20 protein-coding genes and 2 other annotated features (1 of these 22 cut by a window edge) are annotated in these 21131 nt (G+C 47.1%); all 20 genes read left to right on the forward strand.

Annotation, left to right across the window (positions count from 1 at the left end):
* Nucleotides 1-14, forward strand: a binding site (T-box leader); it begins 199 nt to the left of the window's first position.
* 51 nt (nucleotides 15-65) lie between these two features.
* The 20 genes from cysE to tuf all read left to right on the forward strand — a co-directional run bounded on the left by cysE (nucleotide 66) and on the right by tuf (nucleotide 21054).
* On the forward strand, nucleotides 66-740 hold the full coding sequence (gene cysE, locus G3255_RS00530; RefSeq protein WP_211652841.1) for a serine O-acetyltransferase: 675 nt from the start codon (nucleotides 66-68) through the stop codon (nucleotides 738-740).
* A complete protein-coding gene (gene cysS / locus G3255_RS00535) occupies nucleotides 737-2134 on the forward strand; it encodes a cysteine--tRNA ligase (RefSeq protein WP_211652842.1) in 1398 nt (465 codons plus the stop codon). The genes cysE and cysS overlap by 4 nt, the downstream gene beginning before the upstream one ends.
* 5 nt (nucleotides 2135-2139) lie before the next feature.
* Nucleotides 2140-2556 (forward strand): Mini-ribonuclease 3, encoded by a 417-nt coding sequence (locus G3255_RS00540; RefSeq protein WP_101189183.1) that lies wholly within the window; start codon nucleotides 2140-2142, stop codon nucleotides 2554-2556.
* Nucleotides 2553-3302 (forward strand): 23S rRNA (guanosine(2251)-2'-O)-methyltransferase RlmB, encoded by a 750-nt coding sequence (gene rlmB / locus G3255_RS00545; protein ID WP_211652843.1) that lies wholly within the window; start codon nucleotides 2553-2555, stop codon nucleotides 3300-3302. The genes G3255_RS00540 and rlmB overlap by 4 nt, the downstream gene beginning before the upstream one ends.
* Before the next feature lie 4 nt (nucleotides 3303-3306).
* On the forward strand, nucleotides 3307-3816 hold the full coding sequence (locus G3255_RS00550; protein WP_211652844.1) for an NYN domain-containing protein: 510 nt from the start codon (nucleotides 3307-3309) through the stop codon (nucleotides 3814-3816).
* Nucleotides 3817-3887: 71 nt separating this feature from the next.
* A complete protein-coding gene (gene sigH / locus G3255_RS00555) occupies nucleotides 3888-4538 on the forward strand; it encodes an RNA polymerase sporulation sigma factor SigH (protein WP_211652845.1) in 651 nt (216 codons plus the stop codon).
* A 69-nt stretch (nucleotides 4539-4607) separates the two neighbouring features.
* On the forward strand, nucleotides 4608-4754 hold the full coding sequence (gene rpmG, locus G3255_RS00560) for a 50S ribosomal protein L33 (protein WP_058382187.1): 147 nt from the start codon (nucleotides 4608-4610) through the stop codon (nucleotides 4752-4754).
* A 59-nt stretch (nucleotides 4755-4813) separates the two neighbouring features.
* Nucleotides 4814-4999 carry a preprotein translocase subunit SecE gene (gene secE, locus G3255_RS00565; RefSeq protein WP_058382186.1) on the forward strand — a complete coding sequence of 62 codons (186 nt, stop codon included), beginning with the start codon at nucleotides 4814-4816 and terminating at the stop codon, nucleotides 4997-4999.
* Between the two features lie 96 nt (nucleotides 5000-5095).
* The gene (gene nusG / locus G3255_RS00570; protein ID WP_058382185.1) at nucleotides 5096-5629 is read left to right on the forward strand and encodes a transcription termination/antitermination protein NusG; all 534 of its coding nucleotides are present in this window, start codon (nucleotides 5096-5098) and stop codon (nucleotides 5627-5629) included.
* A 173-nt stretch (nucleotides 5630-5802) separates the two neighbouring features.
* Nucleotides 5803-6228 carry a 50S ribosomal protein L11 gene (gene rplK / locus G3255_RS00575; RefSeq protein ID WP_058382184.1) on the forward strand — a complete coding sequence of 142 codons (426 nt, stop codon included), beginning with the start codon at nucleotides 5803-5805 and terminating at the stop codon, nucleotides 6226-6228.
* 106 nt (nucleotides 6229-6334) lie between these two features.
* The gene (gene rplA / locus G3255_RS00580) at nucleotides 6335-7033 is read left to right on the forward strand and encodes a 50S ribosomal protein L1 (protein WP_211652846.1); all 699 of its coding nucleotides are present in this window, start codon (nucleotides 6335-6337) and stop codon (nucleotides 7031-7033) included.
* A 42-nt stretch (nucleotides 7034-7075) separates the two neighbouring features.
* Nucleotides 7076-7226 (forward strand) — a sequence feature (ribosomal protein L10 leader region).
* A gap of 35 nt (nucleotides 7227-7261) precedes the next feature.
* Nucleotides 7262-7762, forward strand: a complete 501-nt coding sequence (gene rplJ / locus G3255_RS00585; RefSeq protein WP_058382182.1) for a 50S ribosomal protein L10 — start codon at nucleotides 7262-7264, stop codon at nucleotides 7760-7762.
* Nucleotides 7763-7816: 54 nt separating this feature from the next.
* Nucleotides 7817-8176, forward strand: coding sequence for a 50S ribosomal protein L7/L12 (gene rplL, locus G3255_RS00590; protein WP_121301283.1), 360 nt, complete (start codon nucleotides 7817-7819; stop codon nucleotides 8174-8176).
* A gap of 113 nt (nucleotides 8177-8289) precedes the next feature.
* The gene (locus G3255_RS00595) at nucleotides 8290-8892 is read left to right on the forward strand and encodes a class I SAM-dependent methyltransferase (protein WP_211652847.1); all 603 of its coding nucleotides are present in this window, start codon (nucleotides 8290-8292) and stop codon (nucleotides 8890-8892) included.
* Between the two features lie 216 nt (nucleotides 8893-9108).
* Nucleotides 9109-12663: a DNA-directed RNA polymerase subunit beta gene (gene rpoB, locus G3255_RS00600; RefSeq protein ID WP_211652848.1), complete on the forward strand. Its 3555-nt coding sequence runs from the start codon at nucleotides 9109-9111 to the stop codon at nucleotides 12661-12663.
* Nucleotides 12664-12773: 110 nt separating this feature from the next.
* Nucleotides 12774-16379 carry a DNA-directed RNA polymerase subunit beta' gene (gene rpoC / locus G3255_RS00605; protein ID WP_211652849.1) on the forward strand — a complete coding sequence of 1202 codons (3606 nt, stop codon included), beginning with the start codon at nucleotides 12774-12776 and terminating at the stop codon, nucleotides 16377-16379.
* Nucleotides 16380-16684: 305 nt separating this feature from the next.
* A complete protein-coding gene (gene rpsL, locus G3255_RS00610; protein ID WP_068459672.1) occupies nucleotides 16685-17104 on the forward strand; it encodes a 30S ribosomal protein S12 in 420 nt (139 codons plus the stop codon).
* Nucleotides 17105-17148: 44 nt separating this feature from the next.
* Nucleotides 17149-17619 (forward strand): 30S ribosomal protein S7, encoded by a 471-nt coding sequence (gene rpsG / locus G3255_RS00615; protein WP_058382176.1) that lies wholly within the window; start codon nucleotides 17149-17151, stop codon nucleotides 17617-17619.
* A 50-nt stretch (nucleotides 17620-17669) separates the two neighbouring features.
* Entirely contained in the window at nucleotides 17670-19748 is a 2079-nt protein-coding gene (fusA, locus tag G3255_RS00620) for an elongation factor G (protein WP_058382175.1), read from the forward strand.
* Nucleotides 19749-19866: 118 nt separating this feature from the next.
* Nucleotides 19867-21054, forward strand: a complete 1188-nt coding sequence (tuf, locus tag G3255_RS00625) for an elongation factor Tu (RefSeq protein ID WP_121301287.1) — start codon at nucleotides 19867-19869, stop codon at nucleotides 21052-21054.
* Nucleotides 21055-21131 lie beyond the last annotated feature (77 nt).

Here is a 21131-nt window from a genome sequence, read left to right on the forward strand (position 1 = left end):
AAAGCGTCTCTGTCAAGCAATTGACAGGGGCGCTTTTTATATTGGAACAGAAAGGAGAATGCCAGATGTGGAAATTATTGAAAGAAGATATTGATGTTATTTTTGAACAAGACCCTGCTGCCCGCAGTTATTTTGAAGTGGTACTGACTTATGCCGGACTGCACGCCATCTGGGCCCACCGTTTAGCGCATTTCTTCTTCAAGAAGAAACTGTTTTTTATCGCGCGGGCGATTTCCCAAATCAGCCGCTTTTTCACAGGAATTGAAATCCATCCAGGCGCCGTCATCGGCCGTCGGTTGTTTATCGACCATGGCATGGGAGTTGTCGTCGGGGAGACGTGTGAAATCGGCAACGATGTGACGCTCTATCAAGGCGTCACTCTTGGCGGAACTGGCAAAGAACGCGGCAAGCGCCATCCGACACTCGCAGATAACGTGCTGGTCGCGACAGGCGCAAAAGTGCTCGGCTCAATTACGGTCGGTGAAAACTCCAAAGTCGGAGCGGGTTCGGTCGTTTTGAAAGACGTGCCCCCGAATTCAACGGTTGTCGGCATTCCAGGAAAAGTCGTCATCCAGGACGGCGTCAAAGTAAAAAACAGAGACTTGAACCACCAGAACATGCCGGATCCAGTCATGGACAAATGCGATGGCATGGAAATGAAGATCGCCGCCTTGCAGCGTGAAGTGGAACAGCTGAAAAGAGAAAACAACCAGCACCAGGAAGAAGGGAAGTTATTATGAGTATCCAGATTTTTAATTCATTGACGCGCCAAAAAGAAGCGTTCGTGCCGCTTGAAGAAGGCAAAGTGAAAATGTATGTGTGCGGGCCAACCGTCTATAATTACATCCATATCGGAAACGCACGCCCGGTCATCGTGTATGACACGGTGCGCCGTTACTTGGAATACCGCGGGTACGACGTGAAATATGTATCAAATTTCACGGATGTCGACGATAAATTGATCAAAGCGGCAAATGAACTTGGCGAGGAAGTGCCGGAAATTGCAGAACGCTTTATCACTGCATATTTCGACAACACGAAAGCGCTCGGCTGCGCAGAAGCGGATGTCCATCCGCGTGTCACCGGCCATATGCCGCAAATCGTTGAGTTTATCGAAGCACTCATCGAAAAAGGCTATGCATATGAATCACAAGGCGATGTTTATTACCATACGCGTAAATTCGATGGATATGGGAAATTATCCCATCAGTCAGTGGATGAATTGAAGATCGGTGCCCGCATCGAAGCGGGAGATAAAAAGCAGGATGCGCTGGATTTCGTTTTATGGAAAGCGGCAAAACCTGGCGAAATTTCCTGGGAAAGCCCATGGGGCAAGGGACGCCCCGGCTGGCATATCGAATGCTCGGTAATGGCAAGAGAACACCTCGGCGATACGATCGACATCCATGCCGGCGGGCAGGATTTGACTTTCCCGCACCACGAAAATGAAATCGCCCAATCGGAAGCTTATACTGGCAAGCCGTTTGCGCGTTATTGGATGCATAACGGGTATATTAATATTGAAAACGAAAAAATGTCCAAGTCGTTGAATAACTTCGTACTGGTCAATGACATTTTAAAAGAACTCGACCCGCAAGTATTGCGCCTGTTCATGCTGTCGGTTCATTATCGCCATCCGATCAATTACTCCAAAGGATTAGTAGAAGACGCAAAAGCGGGGATGGAGCGGATCCGTACGGCTTATGGCAATGTCAAACACCGCTTGGAGAATTCAGCCGGCCTTGGCGACCATAACGATATTTGGCTGTCGAAAATTGAAGCGATCAAGCAGGAATTCATCGAAACGATGGACGATGATTTCAACACGGCGAATGCCATTTCGAAGCTGTTCGACCTGTCGAAACTTGCGAATACGTACCTGCTTGAGAAACAGACGGCTGAACCGGTTCTTCAAACTTTCATTGATGTGTTTGATGAGTTGGCGGGAGTTCTTGGCTTGCCATTCGCGCAATCGGAGCTTTTGGATGCGGAGATTGAAGCATTATTGGAAGAGCGCATCGAAGCACGCAAAAACCGCGATTTTGCAAGATCTGATGAAATCCGCGACCAATTGAAAGAACAGAACATCATTTTGGAAGACACAGCGCAAGGCACGCGCTGGAAGAGGGGCTAATCGGCATGGTATTGAGAAAACAAGACGTTGACCAATTGAATGCCTTGGCACTCGCTTATATGGGAGACGCCGTTTACGAGACAGCAGTGCGTGCACACTTGCTTCACGCAGGCCGTGTCAAGCCGAATATCCTTCACCGGTCATCGACGGCATTTGTTTCGGCTAAGTCCCAGGCGCTCATTTTGAAGCGCTTTGTCGATGAAGGGGTCCTGACCGAAACAGAACTTGCCATCATGCGGAGGGGCCGCAATGCAAAATCCGGTTCGGTGCCGAGAAATACCGATGTCCAGACCTATAATTTCAGCACCGCCTTTGAAGCGGTGCTCGGCTGGTTGTACTTAAAAGAAGAGCAGGAGCGGCTGGATGAATTGATCAATTATGCAATCAGCATCGCCGAAGAGCCGAGAGGAGTGGTCAAATGACAGAGGAAACGCCTGAAATCATCGGAGGAAAAAATCCGGTGTTAGAAGCATTGCGCGCCAAGCGCGACATCAATAAAATCTGGATCGCGGAAGGCGTCCAGAAAAAAGGCATTGCAGAACTTCTGCAATTGGCGAAAGAACAGAAAGTGCTGGTGCAGTTCGTCCCGAAAAAGAAAATTGACGGACTGACCGATACGAATCACCAAGGAATTGCCGCAGCGGTCGCGGCTTACCGCTATGCGGAATTGGAAGAGTTGTTTGCGAAAGCCCAGGACAAGCAAGAAGATCCGTTCTTCCTCATCCTCGATGAACTGGAAGACCCACATAATCTAGGATCGATCATGCGCACGGCAGATGCAGTGGGCGCTCACGGCTTGATCATCCCGCAGCGTCGTGCAGTCGGCTTGACCGGCGTTGTCGCGAAATCATCGACCGGGGCGATTGAACACGTGCCGGTTGTGCGCGTCAATAATCTATCGCAGACTGTCGATGAATTGAAGAAGCGCGGCGTGTGGATCGCGGGAACGGATGCAAAAGAATCGGCAGACTACCGGCGCATGGATGCGACCTTGCCGCTTGCCGTCATCATCGGCAGTGAAGGCAAAGGCATGAGCCGCATCTTGCGCGACAAATGCGACTTCCTTTATCAATTGCCGATGGTCGGCCATGTGACATCCTTGAACGCGTCGGTGGCGGCGAGCTTGTTGATGTATGAAGTCTATCGCAAGCGCCATCCACTAGGGTGATGCCATGAATATTCTGCTGGTGGATGGCTATAACATCATTGGCGATTGGGAAGAACTGAAAGCGCTGAAGAAAGAACGCTTGGCGGATGCACGCGACCGGCTCATCGAACGGATGGCCGAATACCAAGGATTCAAAGGATGGCGGGTCATTGTAGTGTTCGATGCCCACCTGGTGCCGGGCATCGAAGCGAAAAATTTGCACAGTGAAGTGGAAGTCATTTTCACCCGTTCCAGCGAGACAGCCGATGAACGAATTGAAAAACTGGCGATCAGCCTGAATAGCCGGCGCGACCAAATTTACGTCGCCACATCCGATTCCACCGAGCAATGGGTAATTTTTGCTAAAGGGGCTTTGCGCATCTCTGCGCGTGAATTGGAAATCGAGATGGAGGAAATTGACAAGCGCATCGCCAAGAAAGTGCGTGAGATCCAAGAGCAGCGCTCCATCTCCAAGATTCCGCTTGAAGGAGAAGTGGCAGAAATTTTCGAAAAATGGCGAAGAGGCCTTAAATGAACTGTTGACGCTCAATTTTTTCTTCCTGTATACTGGAAATATCGAGGCTCACCCAATCGGAGGGATCACCCGTGGAAAATTTTGAGCAAGTTCGCAACCGTAACTTTAGTGAATTGGCAGATGAAGAACTTGTCGGTCTGGTCCATAGCGGCAACACGGAAGCCTTGGATTTTCTCATCACCAAGTTCCGTCCGTTTGTGCGGATGAAAGCCCGTTCCTATTTTCTCATCGGCGCAGATAAAGAAGACATCATCCAGGAAGGAATGATCGGCTTGTACAAAGCCATCCGTGACTTCAGGAGTGATAAACTTTCTTCATTCCGCGCATTTGCGGAGCTATGCATTGTCCGCCAGATCATCACGGCGATCAAGACAGCCACTCGCCAGAAGCATATCCCGCTGAATTCCTATGTCTCTCTCGACAAGCCGATTTATGACGAAGAGTCGGACCGGACATTGATGGATGTGCTCGCTGGAAGTGGCGCGGACGATCCGGAAGAGCTGATGATCCATAACGAAGAATTCCGTTATATGGAAGGCAAGATGGACGAAGTGCTGAGTGAACTGGAACGGGAAGTGTTGACGCTATATCTCGATGGGCAGTCTTATCAGGAAATCTCTGAAAAGCTGGAACGGCATGTAAAATCGATCGACAATGCTTTGCAGCGGGTCAAGCGGAAACTTGAGCGGCATCTGCAAGCGAGTGAAAGCCGGTCCTCGTAAGTACTATTGACAGCAAGTTTTTATGATGATACTCTTGAAAAAGCTGTAAAATAGAGCAAGGTGAGAATAATGGCTAAAAAAATCGTGTTGAGCTGCTCGAAATGTGCTTCCCGCAATTATGCGGTACCTGCGAAAGCGGATTCAAGCACACGTTTGGAACTCAAAAAATTCTGTGCTCACTGCAACGAGCATACCGTGCATAAACAAACGAAATAGTATTGCTTTGAATGCCGGACGATATAGAGTGACTTTGAAATTCGGAGGTTTTTACGATAATGGGTAACATTGGCGATTTCTTTAAAAATGTCGTTTCGGAAATGAGAAAAGTCAGCTGGCCAAAACGCAAGGAATTGACGCGCTATACAATCGTCGTCCTGTCAACGGTCATTTTCATGGCTCTTTTCTTCGCATTGATCGATACCGGCATATCGGAATTATTCCGTTGGTTCCTGGCACTGTAACACAGTCATAAGAATAACGAAAAATAGCCCGTCATTCCATGGAGCGGGTTTTTTCATTTGTAAAAAAGGAGGGATGGACGCTTAGTCCGCTCGAATATGGAGAAAAATTGGTATGTAGTCCATACGTATTCCGGTTACGAAAACAAGGTGAAAGCGAACCTGGAAAAGCGCGTAGAAACAATGGGGATGGAAGATTTGATCTTCCGCGTCATCATCCCTGAAGAACAGGAAACAGATTTCAAAGACGGCAAAAAACGCACAGTGATGCGCAAAACCTTCCCAGGTTACGTGTTAGTCGAATTGGTCATGACGGATGAGTCCTGGTATGTCGTCCGCAATACGCCGGGTGTGACCGGCTTTATCGGTTCGTCAGGCGGGGGAGCGAAACCGACACCGCTTCTTGAAGAAGAAGTTGATTTCATCCTCAAGCAGATGGGCATGACCGAACGCAAAGTGGATATCGATTTTGCAGTCGCGGATACAGTCGAAGTCATGGAAGGGCCATTCGCCAACTTCCAAGGTAAAGTCGAAGAAATCGACGATACCAAAGGCAAAGTCAAAGTGTCGATCGACATTTTCGGGCGCGAAACGAAAATGGAACTCGATTTCGAGCAGGTCCAAAAAGTATAACAAGGCCCCTTGCTATTTTTTTGCAATGGTGGTATCATTTCATAGGTCAGACTGCCAAAGGGCAGCATCTGTACAAACCAATTAATTCTATCAACGAAAATCAAGTTGACGGACAGATATGAGTGGGAGGGGCAACCCTATTACCACATCACGGACTTAAGGAGGTGTGTTTCGTGGCTAAAAAAGTAGTTAAAGTCGTAAAATTGCAGATCCCTGCAGCAAAAGCTAACCCAGCGCCGCCAGTAGGACCAGCACTAGGTCAAGCAGGCGTCAACATCATGGGCTTCTGTAAAGAATTTAACGCGCGTACTGCTGAACAAGCAGGACTTATTATTCCGGTTGAGATTTCGGTATTTGAAGACCGTTCATTTACTTTCATTACGAAAACTCCGCCAGCTGCAGTTCTATTGAAGAAAGCAGCGGGTATTGAATCAGGTTCAGGCGAACCGAACCGCAATAAAGTAGCGACTGTGAAACGCGACCAAGTTCGCGAAATCGCAGAAACTAAAATGCCAGATCTAAATGCCGCTTCAGTTGAAGCTGCAATGTTGATGGTTGAAGGTACTGCTCGCAGCATGGGCATTACAATCGAAGACTAATTTCAAGAAGTTGTTTTTGGATGGGTTGCGCAGTTCAACGCGAACAGCGCAGCCCTTAATCGTGGGAGGTTCAATCCGTTAGACCACAACAAGGAGGACGTTTAAAATGGCTAAAACAGGCAAAAAGCTGCAAGAAGCAGCAAAACTGATCGACCGTTCTAAGCTCTACGAAGCGAAAGAAGCGATTGAACTTGCGAAAAAAGCAAGCACAGTCAACTTCGACGCTACTGTAGAAGTCGCTTTCCGTCTAGGAATCGACACGCGTAAAAACGACCAGCAAATCCGTGGGGCAGTCGTGCTTCCAAACGGTACTGGTAAAACTCAAAGCGTTTTGGTTTTCGCTAAAGGCGACAAACTAAAAGAAGCTCAAGAAGCAGGAGCTGACTACGTTGGCGATGCTGAGTACATCCAAAAAATCCAACAAGGCTGGTTCGAATTCGACGTTATCGTCGCTACTCCGGACATGATGGGCGAAGTTGGTAAACTTGGACGCGTTCTTGGACCAAAAGGCTTGATGCCGAACCCGAAAACAGGAACTGTTACATTTGATGTAGCGAAAGCTGTTCAGGAAATCAAAGCTGGTAAAGTGGAATACCGTGCAGAAAAATCAGGTATCATTCACGCGCCAATCGGCAAAGTGTCTTTCGAAGACGACAAGCTTACCGAGAACTTACAAGCAATCTATGACGTGATCTTGAAAGCTAAGCCATCTGCTGCTAAAGGCACGTACATGAAATCACTAAACGTAACGACTACTATGGGACCTGCTGTCAAAGTAGACCCTGCAAAAGTAGTAGTTAAATAAAATATTGACATTCTTTCGCAGCTTCGTTATACTGGCGAAGTTGTGAAATAACCATTTGTACCGCAGACAGTAGGGGCGGCTTGCCGCTTAATGAATCCCTGCCGAGGACATGATGAATTCAGATTCCATCTTAATTGATGCTGATTTTATGCCTCTGTGTCTGCACTGGACCAGAGGCTTTTCTTATGGACGGACGGTATGAATGACAAATCTATAGGAGGTGCCCACATGAGCAAAGCAATTGAAACGAAAAAAGTTGTTGTGCAAACAATCGCTGATAAGTTCGACGCTGCTGCATCGGTTGTCGTTGTTGATTACCGCGGTTTGAACGTTGCCCAACTTACAGAACTTCGTAAACAGCTTCGTGAGGAAGGCATCGAGTTTAAAGTTTACAAAAACTCCATGACTCGCCGCGCGACAGAAGTTCACGGCCTAGAAGCGATCAACGAACACTTCACAGGACCGAACGCTATCGCATTCTCGAACGAAGACGTCGTTGCTCCAGCGCGAATCATCAACGATTTCGCAAAAGGCAACGAAGCACTAGAAATCAAAGCCGGTATCATCGAAGGCAATGTTGCATCTGCAGATGAAATGAAAGCTCTTGCTGAACTTCCATCACGCGATGGCCTATTGTCTATGCTACTCAGCGTACTACAAGCTCCAGTCCGCAACTTCGCTGCTACAACAAAAGCAGTTGCAGACCAAAAAGAAGAACAGGGCGCTTAATCTCTTAGCATCCTGAGCACCACAAAAAATTACCTATCATAGGAGGAAATTATAATGACACAAGAACAAATTCTAGACGCAATCAAAGAAATGACAATTCTTCAACTAAACGACCTAGTTAAAGCAATCGAAGACGAGTTCGGCGTAACTGCTGCTGCTCCAGTTGCTGCAGCTGCTGCTGGTGGCGCTGCTGAAGAAGAGCAAACTGAGTTCGACGTAATCCTTAACTCTGCTGGCGACCAAAAAATCAAAGTCATCAAAGTTGTTCGCGAAGTTACAGGTCTTGGCCTGAAAGAAGCGAAAGGTCTTGTTGACGAAGCTCCTAAAGCTCTTAAAGAAGGCGCTACTAAAGAAGAAGCTGAAGAAATCAAAGCTAAACTTGAAGAAGTTGGCGCTTCTGTAGAAGTTAAATAATTCACCTATATTATAAGAAAGAAAGCTCGTCAGTATTCACCGACGGGCTTTTTCTTCTTTTTAAATCCAATCCAAGGGAAACTTGAGATTGTATGATGGAAGGAGGGCTCCGTATGTCCCAGCATTATTATTCCAAAAATCCTCAAACTAAAAGCAAACCCCAAGAGTGGACCTACACATTGCGGGGCGAGACGTTCCGGTTTCAAACGGATTCAGGCGTTTTCAGTAAAAATGATGTCGACTTCGGTTCGCGGCTATTGATTGAGGCGTTTGATGAACCAGTTATAGAAGGGCCTATTCTCGATGTGGGCTGCGGGTATGGACCGATCGGAATGGCTATCGCCAAAGCATTTCCACAAAGACATGTGCACATGGTGGACATCAATGCCAGAGCCATTGAACTCGCACAAAAAAACACCGTATTAAACGGTGTTGAAAATGTTTCAGTCTATGAAAGCGACGGCTTGTCCAATGTTGAAGGGCAAGAATTCAGTGCTATATTAACCAATCCGCCGATTCGTGCGGGAAAAGAGACGATTTTCCGATTTTATGAAGAAGCGTATGAAAAACTCGCGGCTTCTGGATCGTTATGGGTTGTCATACAGAAAAAGCAGGGCGCCCCTTCGACTCAAGAGAAATTGCAGGAGTTATTTGGCGAGGTTCGGGTGGTCGATAAGAAGAAAGGTTACTTTATTTTTGAGGCCAGAAAAGTTTGACTTGACAAAATGCCTGTGATATTATAATAAAATGCAAAAAATATTATTTTGAGGTCGTTTGCCCTTTTTCGGGCAGAGCATGGCGGCCAGTTTTAACATGTGTAAACCGAAAATGAGCTCATATGCGGTCTCGTTTTCTTTTTGTCTTTTCGATATCATACACTATTTTACAGATATCGCAAAGTCCTATAATCGTTTTATTGAGGGGTGAATAAGTTGACAGGTCAACTAGTTCAGTACGGTCAGCATCGTCAACGCAGAAGTTTTTCGAGAATCAGTGAAGTTCTAGATCTCCCGAATCTGATCGAGATCCAATCGTCTTCTTACGAATGGTTCTTAGAAGAGGGACTCCGTGAAATGTTCCGCGATATTTCACCAATCGAAGATTTCACAGGAAACCTTTCCTTGGAATTCGTCGACTACAGCCTAGCGGATCCTAAGTACCCGGTTGATGAATCGAAAGAACGGGACGTTACTTACGCAGCGCCACTTCGCGTAAAAGTGCGTCTTCACAACAAAGAAACGGATGAAGTGAAAGAGCAGGACGTCTTCATGGGTGATTTCCCATTAATGACGGAAACTGGAACTTTTGTCATCAACGGCGCAGAACGCGTCATCGTTTCGCAATTAGTCCGCTCGCCAAGCGTTTATTTCCATGATAAGACAGATAAAAACGGCAAACGTGGTTTTGGCGCTACTGTTATTCCAAACCGTGGTGCATGGCTTGAGTATGAAACCGATGCAAAAGATGTCGTTTACGTACGTATCGACCGCACACGCAAATTGCCCGTAACGGTTCTTCTGCGTGCATTAGGCTTTGGTTCCGATCAGGAAATCATTGAATTGCTCGGCGATAACGAGTATTTGCAAAACACTTTGGAAAAAGATAATACCGAAAACACGGAAAAAGCGCTTCTTGAAATTTACGAGCGCCTTCGCCCTGGAGAGCCACCGACAGTAGAGAGCGCTAAGAGCTTACTTTACTCGCGTTTCTTCGACCCAAAACGCTATGACTTGGCGAACGTCGGCCGTTACAAGATGAACAAAAAGCTTCATATTAAAAACCGCTTGTTTAATCAGACGATTGCAGAAACACTCGTCGATCCTGAAACGGGCGAAATTTTAGTAGAAGCTGGAACTGTTATTGACCGCCGTGTCCTTGACCGCTTGATTCCTAATTTGGAGAATGGCGTTGGTTTCCATACCGTTTCCCAAGCTGGAGGCGTGCTTGAAGACGACGTAACACTTCAATCCATTAGAATCTATGCGCCAAATGACGATGAGCAAAAAGAAATCACTGTCATCAGCAATGCATATATCGAAGACAAGATCAAAAACGTAACGCCTGCAGATATCATCTCGTCTATCAGCTACTTCTTCAACTTGCTGCATGGCGTCGGCAACACAGATGATATTGACCACCTAGGTAACCGTCGTCTGCGTTCAGTTGGCGAACTTCTGCAGAACCAATTCCGTATCGGTTTGTCCCGTATGGAACGCGTGGTGCGCGAGCGTATGTCAATCAACGACACGCAATCGATTGTACCGCAGCAATTGATCAATATCCGCCCAGTTATTGCATCGATTAAAGAGTTCTTTGGCAGCTCCCAATTGTCCCAGTTCATGGACCAAACGAACCCGCTTGCTGAATTGACGCACAAACGCCGTCTATCTGCGCTTGGGCCCGGTGGTTTGACGCGTGAGCGCGCTGGCTTCGAAGTACGTGACGTTCACTACTCCCACTATGGCCGCATGTGTCCGATCGAAACGCCTGAGGGCCCGAACATCGGCTTGATCAACACACTTTCAACATTTGCCAAAGTGAATAAATTCGGATTCATCGAAACACCTTATCGCCGCGTCGATCCGGAGACGAATAAAGTTACCGACCAGATCGATTACTTAACGGCTGATGAAGAAGACAACTATGTCGTCGCTCAGGCGAATTCGCGCTTGAATGAAGACGGATCGTTTGTCGAAGAAGAAGTCGTTGCCCGCTTCCGCGGTGAGAACACTGTTTACAGCCGTTCTAGCATCGATTATATGGATGTTTCTCCAAAACAAGTTGTATCTGTTGCGACTGCTTGTATTCCGTTCCTTGAAAACGATGACTCCAACCGTGCATTGATGGGAGCGAACATGCAGCGCCAAGCTGTGCCTCTATTGAATCCAGAAGCTCCGTTTGTCGGAACTGGCATGGAGCACTTGGCTGCACGTGATTCAGGTGCTGCCGTAATCGCCAAGCATGGCGGAATTGTTGAATTCGTTGAAGCGAAAGAAATCCGCGTTCGCCGCATCGAAAACGTAGAAGGCAATGAAGTCAGAGGCGACGTCGATACGTACCGCCTGCAAAAATTCATCCGTTCAAACCAAGGTACCAGCTATAACCAGCGCCCGATCGTCAAAGTCGGCGATCGTGTAGAAAAACGCGATATCCTGGCTGATGGACCTTCAATGGAACGCGGCGAAATGGCACTTGGCCGTAACGTGCTTGTCGGATTCATGACTTGGGATGGCTTTAACTATGAGGATGCGATCATCATGAGTGAGCGCCTCGTTAAAGATGACGTCTACACGTCAGTCCATATCGAAGAATACGAATCCGATTCCCGTGATACAAAACTCGGGCCTGAAGAAATCACGCGCGATATTCCAAACGTTGGCGAAGATGCTTTGCGCAACTTGGACGACCGCGGAATCATCCGTGTGGGTGCTGAAGTGAAAGATGGCGACATCCTAGTCGGTAAAGTAACGCCTAAAGGGGTTACTGAACTGACAGCGGAAGAACGCCTGCTTCATGCAATCTTCGGTGAAAAAGCGCGTGAAGTACGTGATACTTCCTTGCGTGTGCCTCACGGTGCAGGCGGGATCGTGCTTGATGTGAAAATCTTCAACCGTGAAGATGGCGACGAATTGCCGCCGGGCGTTAACCAATTGGTGCGCGCTTATATCGTCCAAAAACGGAAAATCTCCGTCGGCGATAAAATGGCCGGACGTCACGGGAACAAAGGTGTTATCTCCCGCATCTTGCCTGAAGAAGATATGCCGTTCATGCCGGATGGCACACCGATCGATATCATGTTGAACCCGCTTGGTGTTCCGTCCCGTATGAATATCGGTCAGGTGCTTGAACTTCACCTCGGCATGGCTTCCCGCTCTCTAGGCCTTCATATGGCATCATCAGTATTTGATGGCGCGAATGAAGAAGATGTCTGGGAAACGATGGAAGAAGCCGGAATGCCGCGCGACGGAAAAACCATCCTTTATGATGGCCGTTCCGGTGAGCCATTCGACAACCGCGTATCTGTCGGGATCATGTACATGATCAAACTGGCACACATGGTTGACGATAAACTCCATGCACGTTCAACTGGACCTTACTCACTCGTTACACAACAGCCACTCGGCGGTAAAGCGCAATTTGGCGGTCAGCGTTTCGGTGAGATGGAAGTTTGGGCACTTGAAGCATACGGTGCTGCGCATACACTCCAGGAAATCTTGACAGTTAAATCAGATGACGTAGTCGGCCGTGTGAAAACTTACGAGGCGATTGTCAAAGGTGAAAGTGTTCCAGAACCAAGCGTTCCGGAATCATTCAAAGTATTGATCAAAGAGCTTCAAAGTTTGGGTATGGACGTCAAAATGCTCACAATCGACGATGAAGAAATCGAATTGCGTGATTTGGATGAAGAAGACGATCTTCAACCTGCAGATTCACTTAATATCCTGCCGATCGCCGACGAAGAATCACCAGTAGGCACGATTGAATAACGTATATATAGAAGAAACCGTCCGGCACAGCGCCGGACGGAAACTTATCGATTCAGCCATAAACGAGGAAGAGCCGTACAGAAACTCGAGACAAAAGGGAGGTAGGCTCCTTGATAGATGTAAATAATTTTGAGTATATGAAAATCGGATTAGCATCACCCGATAAAATTCGCTCATGGTCCTATGGGGAAGTCAAGAAACCAGAAACAATCAACTACCGTACGTTAAAGCCTGAAAAAGACGGTTTGTTCTGTGAACGTATTTTCGGTCCTACAAAAGACTGGGAATGCCATTGCGGAAAATACAAACGCGTCCGTTATAAAGGCGTCGTCTGTGACCGCTGTGGCGTCGAAGTAACCCGTTCAAAAGTGCGCCGTGAGCGCATGGGCCATATCGAGCTTGCAGCACCGGTTTCCCATATTTGGTATTTCAAAGGAATCCCAAGCCGCATGGGTCTTATCTTGGATATGTCCCCGCGTTCTTTGGAAGAAGTTATCTATTTTGCTTCTTACGTAGTCATCGATCCGGCGGATACACCGCTCGAGAAAAAACAATTGCTTTCCGAAAAAGAATATCGCGCATACCGCGATAAATTCGGCAAGAAGTTCCAAGCGGCAATGGGTGCTGAAGCGATCAAACGTTTGCTTCAGGAAATTGACTTGGAACGCGAAACAGATGCGTTGAAAGAAGAACTAAAATCTGCGCAAGGCCAGCGCCGCACACGTGCGATCAAACGCCTTGAAGTAGTAGAGTCTTTCCGCAACTCTGGAAACAACCCGGATTGGATGATTTTGGATGTCCTTCCTGTCATCCCACCGGAATTGCGTCCGATGGTTCAGCTAGACGGCGGCCGTTTTGCGACTTCTGACTTGAACGACCTTTACCGCCGTGTCATCAACCGCAATAACCGCCTCAAGCGTTTGCTTGACCTTGGTGCGCCAAGCATCATCGTTCAGAACGAAAAACGCATGCTTCAAGAAGCTGTTGATGCATTGATCGATAATGGCCGTCGCGGCCGTCCGGTTACAGGTCCTGGTAACCGCCCATTGAAATCTCTTTCTCATATGTTGAAAGGGAAGCAAGGGCGTTTCCGCCAGAACTTGCTCGGAAAACGTGTCGATTACTCGGGACGTTCTGTAATCGTCGTAGGACCGAACTTGAAGATGTATCAATGCGGATTGCCTAAAGGCATGGCAATTGAACTCTTTAAGCCGTTCGTCATGAAAGAATTGGTTGAACGCGGACTCGCGCACAACATTAAGAGCGCGAAGCGTAAAATCGAACGTCTCCATTCGGAAGTTTGGGATGTACTTGAAGATGTTATCAAGGAGCACCCGGTTCTATTGAACCGCGCACCGACACTTCACAGACTCGGTATCCAAGCATTTGAACCGACACTTGTCGAAGGTAAGGCCATCCGCCTTCACCCACTCGTTTGTACGGCTTATAACGCCGACTTTGATGGTGACCAAATGGCTGTCCACGTACCGCTTTCATCTGAAGCGCAAGCAGAAGCTCGTCTTCTAATGCTTGCAGCACAGAACATCTTGAACCCGAAAGATGGAAAACCGGTCGTAACGCCTTCACAGGATATGGTTCTTGGAAACTATTACCTGACGCTGGAGCGCAAAGGCGCAACAGGCGAAGGGGCTACGTTCTCCGGATCCGAAGAAGTATTGATTGCTTACCAAACTGGACATGTGCATCTGCACACGCGTATCGCGGTTCAGGCTGGATCTGTAAACAACCCGACGTTTACGGAAGAACAAAACAAAATGCTTCTTTTGACGACAGTCGGAAAAGTGATTTTCAATGAAATTCTTCCGGAATCGTTCCCTTATATCAATGAACCGACCGATTACAACCTGCAAGTGGAAACGCCAGCGAAATACTTCGTCCCAACGACGACGGATGTTCGCAAGCATATCCAGGAGTCAGAACTTGTAACGCCGTTCAAGAAGAAGATTCTTGGGGAAATCATTGCAGAAGTGTTCAAACGTTTCCATATTACGGAAACTTCGCGGATGCTTGACCGCATGAAGAGCCTTGGATTCAAATATTCTACACAAGCCGGCATCACGGTTGGTGTGGCGGATATCGTCGTTTTGCCAGACAAAGGTGAAATTTTAGTTGAAGCCCAAAACAATGTAGATAAAGTGATGAAGCAATTCCGCCGTGGTTTGATTACGGAAGAAGAGCGCTACACACGCGTTATCTCATATTGGAGCAATGCAAAAGATATCATCCAGGAAAAACTGATGGCATCCCTTGATACGCTAAACCCGATCTACATGATGAGTGATTCCGGAGCCCGTGGTAACGCGTCCAACTTCACGCAGCTTGCGGGTATGCGCGGACTCATGGCCAACCCGGCCGGCCGCATCATCGAACTTCCGATCAAATCTTCGTTCCGTGAAGGTCTGACGGTACTCGAATACTTCATCTCGACTCACGGTGCACGTAAAGGTCTTGCCGATACAGCATTGAAAACAGCTGACTCCGGTTACTTGACTCGCCGTCTTGTCGATGTTGCACAAGATGCTATCGTACGCGAAAATGATTGCGGAACTGACCGTGGTTTATTGGTTGGTGCACTCATGGAAGGCACGGAAGTTATCGAAGAGCTTGAAGAACGGATTGTCGGCCGTCATGCTAAGAAAACGGTCCGTCATCCAGAAACAAAAGAAGTGATTGTAGAAAGAGACGCACTTATTACGCAAGACTTGGCGCGCCTCGTAATCGAAGCCGGCATCAAAGAAGTGACGATCCGCTCTGCTTTCACTTGTAATACAAAACACGGCATTTGCAAAAAATGCTACGGTACGAACCTTGCTACAGGCGACGAAGTGGAAGTCGGCGAAGCAGTCGGAATCATCGCTGCCCAGTCAATCGGTGAGCCAGGTACACAGCTTACAATGCGTACGTTCCACACAGGCGGTGTAGCAGGAGACGATATCACACAAGGTTTGCCGCGTATCCAGGAAATCTTCGAATCCAGAAATCCGAAAGGGCAAGCTGTTATTTCTGAAATCACCGGTACGATTACCGAGATTGATGAAATTCGCGAAGGCCAGAAGGAAATCACGATTCAAGGCGATGTGGAAACACGCAAATACTTGGCGCCTTATAATGCACGTTTGAAAGTTCAAGTAGATGATACGATTCAGCGCGGTGAAGTGCTGACAGACGGTTCTATCGATCCGAAGCAATTGCTTCAGGTCAAAGAAGTTCAATCTGTTCAATTGTATCTATTGAAAGAAGTTCAAAAAGTTTACCGCATGCAAGGGGTAGAAATCGGCGATAAGCACGTTGAAGTTATGGTTCGTCAAATGTTCCGTAAAGTCCGCGTCATTGAAGCCGGAGATACTGACTTGCTGCCAGGCTCTCTTCTTGATATTCACCAGTTCACAGAAGCGAATGAAAAAGCAGTGCTTGCCGGCAATATGCCAGCAACTAGCCGACCTGTCATCCTTGGGATCACGAAAGCTTCCCTGGAAACAGAATCATTCTTGTCTGCTGCGTCCTTCCAAGAAACGACTCGTGTCCTTACCGATGCGGCGATTAAAGGAAAACGCGACGAGCTTCTCGGACTGAAAGAGAATGTCATTATCGGGAAACTGGTTCCAGCAGGGACTGGCATGCAACGCTACCGCCAGATCGAAATCGAGCAGAGCGAAAAAGCTCAGCAAGAAGAAATTGTCGGAAGCGAATCATAAGCTAAAAAAACTAATCCGGGAGAGCGATGAGCTCCCCCGGACTTTTTTTGCAATTTTGGTTGACAGTAACGCATAGTGAATGATAGTATATTAAGGGTTGATGATTATCGATCTTTGCATGTCAGGAACATGATCGTCAGGTACTAAGCAAAAACAGTAAAAGCGTTCAGCTTTGCTGGATGTAGCCATGATGGCATTACTGGATACCGGTTTTTGTGTGAAATCACAAAGACTTTGTTTTTTACCCAAAAATGAACCACCTGGATATGTGGTATTAGAACACCTTTTGAGAGGAGGAAAAATCGATGCCTACAATTAACCAATTGGTTAACAAGCCTCGTAAACCAAAAAGCACTAAATCAGACTCACCAGCGTTGAACAAGGGGTATAACAGCTTCAAGAAAGCACAGACTAACTTGAGCGCTCCACAAAAACGCGGCGTCTGCACACGTGTTGGAACGATGACACCGAAAAAACCAAACTCCGCATTGCGTAAATACGCGCGTGTACGTTTGACAAACCAAATTGAGGTCAATGCATATATCGGCGGCGAAGGTCACAACCTTCAAGAGCACAGTGTTGTTCTTATCCGCGGAGGACGCGTAAAAGACCTTCCGGGTGTACGTTACCACGTTGTACGCGGCGCACTTGATACTGCTGGAGTAAACGGCCGTATGCAAGGACGCTCTAAATATGGAACAAAACGCCCTAAAGCAAAAAAATAATAACAATGAATTAACGATAGTTTTCGTTGAAAGGAGGAACATACATGCCTCGTAAAGGTCCTGTAGCTAAACGTGACGTGTTGCCAGATCCGATTTATAGTTCGAAATTGGTAACTCGTTTAATTAACAAATTGATGGTTGACGGAAAAAGAGGTACTTCACAAAAGATCCTCTACGGTGCGTTCGAACTAATTAAAGAACGCAGCGGGAAAGATCCGATCGAAGTATTCGAACAAGCGTTGGAAAACATCATGCCGGTTCTTGAAGTTCGCGCTCGCCGTGTTGGTGGAGCTAACTACCAAGTACCAGTTGAAGTTCGTCCAGAACGCCGTACGACTCTTGGACTTCGCTACCTAGTGAACTACTCACGTCTACGTGGGGAAAAAACTATGGAAGAACGTCTAGCTAACGAAATCCTAGATGCTGCCAACAACACTGGTGCTTCCGTCAAAAAACGTGAAGATATCCACAAAATGGCAGAAGCCAACAAAGCATTTGCTCATTACCGCTGGTAAATTCTTGCGAAACTTAAAATCTTATTTCGAGACGGAAGGAGAAAGACCATATGCCTAGAGAGTTCTCCTTAGACCATACACGTAATATCGGAATCATGGCTCACATCGATGCCGGTAAAACGACTACTACGGAGCGTATTTTGTATTACACAGGCCGTATCCACAAAATCGGCGAAACGCATGAAGGTGCTTCTCAAATGGACTGGATGGAGCAGGAGCAAGAGCGTGGAATCACGATCACATCTGCTGCGACAACAGCTTCATGGGAAGGCCACCGCGTTAACATCATCGATACTCCAGGACACGTAGACTTCACAGTTGAAGTTGAACGTTCACTGCGTGTACTTGATGGTGCTGTAACAGTTCTTGATGCCCAATCAGGCGTTGAGCCACAAACAGAAACTGTATGGCGTCAAGCGACAACATACGGAGTACCGCGTCTTGTATTCATCAACAAAATGGATAAAATCGGCGCAGACTTCCTGTATTCAGTAGGCACTCTTCACGATCGCCTGCAAGCTAACGCACACCCGATTCAATTGCCAATCGGCGCAGAAGACGAGTTCTCAGGGATCATTGACCTTGTAAACATGAACGCGCGCTTCTATGCGAACGATTTGGGAACTGAAATCACTGAAGGCGAAATCCCTGAAGAGTACAAAGAGCTTGCTGACGAGTGGCACACGAAACTACTCGAAGGCGTTGCTGAGCTTGATGAAGACTTGATGGAAAAATACCTTGGTGGCGAAGAAATTACTGTTGATGAACTTAAAGCTGCAATCCGTAAAGGAACGCTTGACGTTGAGTTCTACCCAGTAGTTTGCGGAACTGCTTTCAAAAACAAAGGGGTTCAATTGATGCTTGATGCAGTAATTGATTACCTCCCATCTCCACTAGATGTACCGCCAATGACAGCGTTGCGTCCAGATTCAGACGAAGAAGTATTGCGTAAAGCATCTGAAGACGAGCCTTTCTCTGCTCTGGCATTTAAAGTAATGACAGACCCATATGTAGGGAAATTGACGTTCTTCCGTGTTTACTCTGGTACTTTGAAATCTGGTTCATACGTACAAAACTCTTCAAAAGGCAAGCGTGAGCGCGTAGGACGTATCCTGCAAATGCACGCTAACTCCCGCGAAGAGATCGCTGAAGTATATTGCGGGGACATCGCTGCTGCGATCGGCCTAAAAGATACTTCTACAGGCGATACGCTATGCGACGAAAAAGACCAAGTAATCCTTGAGCGCATGGTCTTCCCGGAACCGGTTATCTCACTTTCAGTAGAGCCGAAATCCAAAGCGGACCAAGACAAGATGGGCCAAGCCCTTGCGAAATTGCAAGAAGAAGACCCAACTTTCCGTGCACATACAGACCAGGAAACTGGTCAAACGATCATCGCAGGTATGGGTGAGCTTCACCTTGATATCCTAGTTGACCGTATGAGACGCGAATTCAACGTTGAAGCAAACGTCGGAGCTCCTCAGGTATCTTACCGTGAGACATTCCGCCAGTCTGCAAAAGTTGAAGGGAAGTTCGTACGTCAATCCGGTGGCCGTGGTCAGTTCGGACACGTTTGGATCGAATTCTCTCCAAACGAAGAAGGCGCTGGCTTTGAGTTCGAAAATGGAATTGTCGGTGGTGTTGTTCCACGTGAATACATCCCAGCAGTTGAAGCGGGTCTTCGCGACTCTCTTGATAACGGTGTTGTTGCCGGTTATCCATTGGTAGACATTAAAGCGCGTTTGTTCGACGGATCTTACCATGATGTTGACTCCAACGAGATGGCGTTTAAAGTTGCTGCTTCTATGGCACTGAAAAACGCTGTATCAAAAGTTAACCCGGTAATCCTTGAGCCGATCATGAAAGTTGAAATTGTAATCCCTGAAGAATACCTTGGCGATATCATGGGTGACGTTACGTCTCGCCGTGGACGCGTAGAAGGTATGGACGCTCGCGGAAACGCACAAGTTGTCCGTTCAATGGTTCCACTTTCTGAAATGTTCGGTTATGCAACAAACTTGCGTTCTAACACGCAAGGACGCGGTGTGTTCTCTATGCACTTCGATCACTATGAAGAAGTGCCGAAATCCATCGCTGAAGAAATTATCAAGAAAAATAAAGGCCAATAATTGAATTTTGACCTTTAATCAAGTATAAATAGTTTGTACGCCCAATCTGCTGTTTATTTCGGCAGCTTGGGTACTCAAACTACTACTATTAACTTACATTCTGAGGAGGATTTTTCTAATGGGTAAAGCTAAATTTGACCGTTCTAAAACACACGCTAACATTGGTACAATCGGACACGTTGACCATGGTAAAACAACTTTGACTGCAGCAATCGCTACAGTTCTTGCTAGAGCATCAGGCGGGGAAGCTCGTTCTTACGACCAAATCGATAACGCACCTGAAGAAAAAGAGCGCGGTATCACAATCAACACTTCTCACGTTGAGTACGAAACTGAAACACGCCACTATGCACACGTTGACTGCCCAGGTCACGCTGACTATGTTAAAAACATGATCACTGGTGCTGCACAAATGGACGGCGGGATCCTAGTAGTATCTGCTGCTGACGGCCCAATGCCACAAACTCGTGAGCACATCTTGCTTTCACGTCAAGTAGGCGTACCTTACCTTGTAGTATTCATGAACAAATGCGACATGGTAGACGACGAAGAGCTTCTTGAACTAGTTGAAATGGAAGTTCGCGACCTATTGTCTGAATATGACTTCCCTGGCGATGACATCCCAGTCATCAAAGGTTCTGCGCTTAAAGCCCTTGAAGGCGAGCCAGAATGGGAAGAAAAAATTCTTGAGTTGATGGCTGCTGTTGATGAGTACATCCCAACTCCAGAACGCGACACTGACAAGCCATTCATGATGCCAGTTGAGGACGTATTCTCAATCACTGGCCGTGGTACAGTTGCAACTGGCCGTGTTGAGCGTGGACAAATCAAAGTTGGCGACAACGTTGACATCATCGGTATCAACGAAGAAGCTAAATCTACAACTGTTACAGGTGTAGAAATGTTCCGCAAATTGCTTGACTATGCTGAAGCTGGCGACAACATTGGCGCACTTCTTCGCGGAGTTTCCCGTGACGATATCCAGCGTGGACAAGTTCTTGCTAAACCAGGCACAATCACTCCACATACAACTTTCAAAGCGGAAGTTTATGTTCTTTCAAAAGAAGAGGGTGGACGTCACACTCCATTCTTCACAAACTACCGTCCGCAGTTCTACTTCCGTACAACTGACGTAACTGGCGTTTGTAACCTTCCTGAAGGAGTAGAAATGGTTATGCCTGGCGACAACATCGAAATGGATGTTGAGCTTATCTCACCAATCGCTCTTGAAGAAGGTACTAAGTTCTCTATCCGTGAGGGTGGACGTACTGTAGGCGCTGGCGTTGTAGCTTCTATCCAGAAGTAATTCGCCTTTGCTTGAATCCCCTAACTCATTATGAGTTAGGGGATTTTTTTGCGTTGTTTTTTAAGTGAAAGGTGAAT

Origin of the sequence: Planococcus sp. MSAK28401, from assembly GCF_018283455.1 — a bacterium.
GTDB lineage: Bacteria > Bacillota > Bacilli > Bacillales_A > Planococcaceae > Planococcus > Planococcus alpniumensis.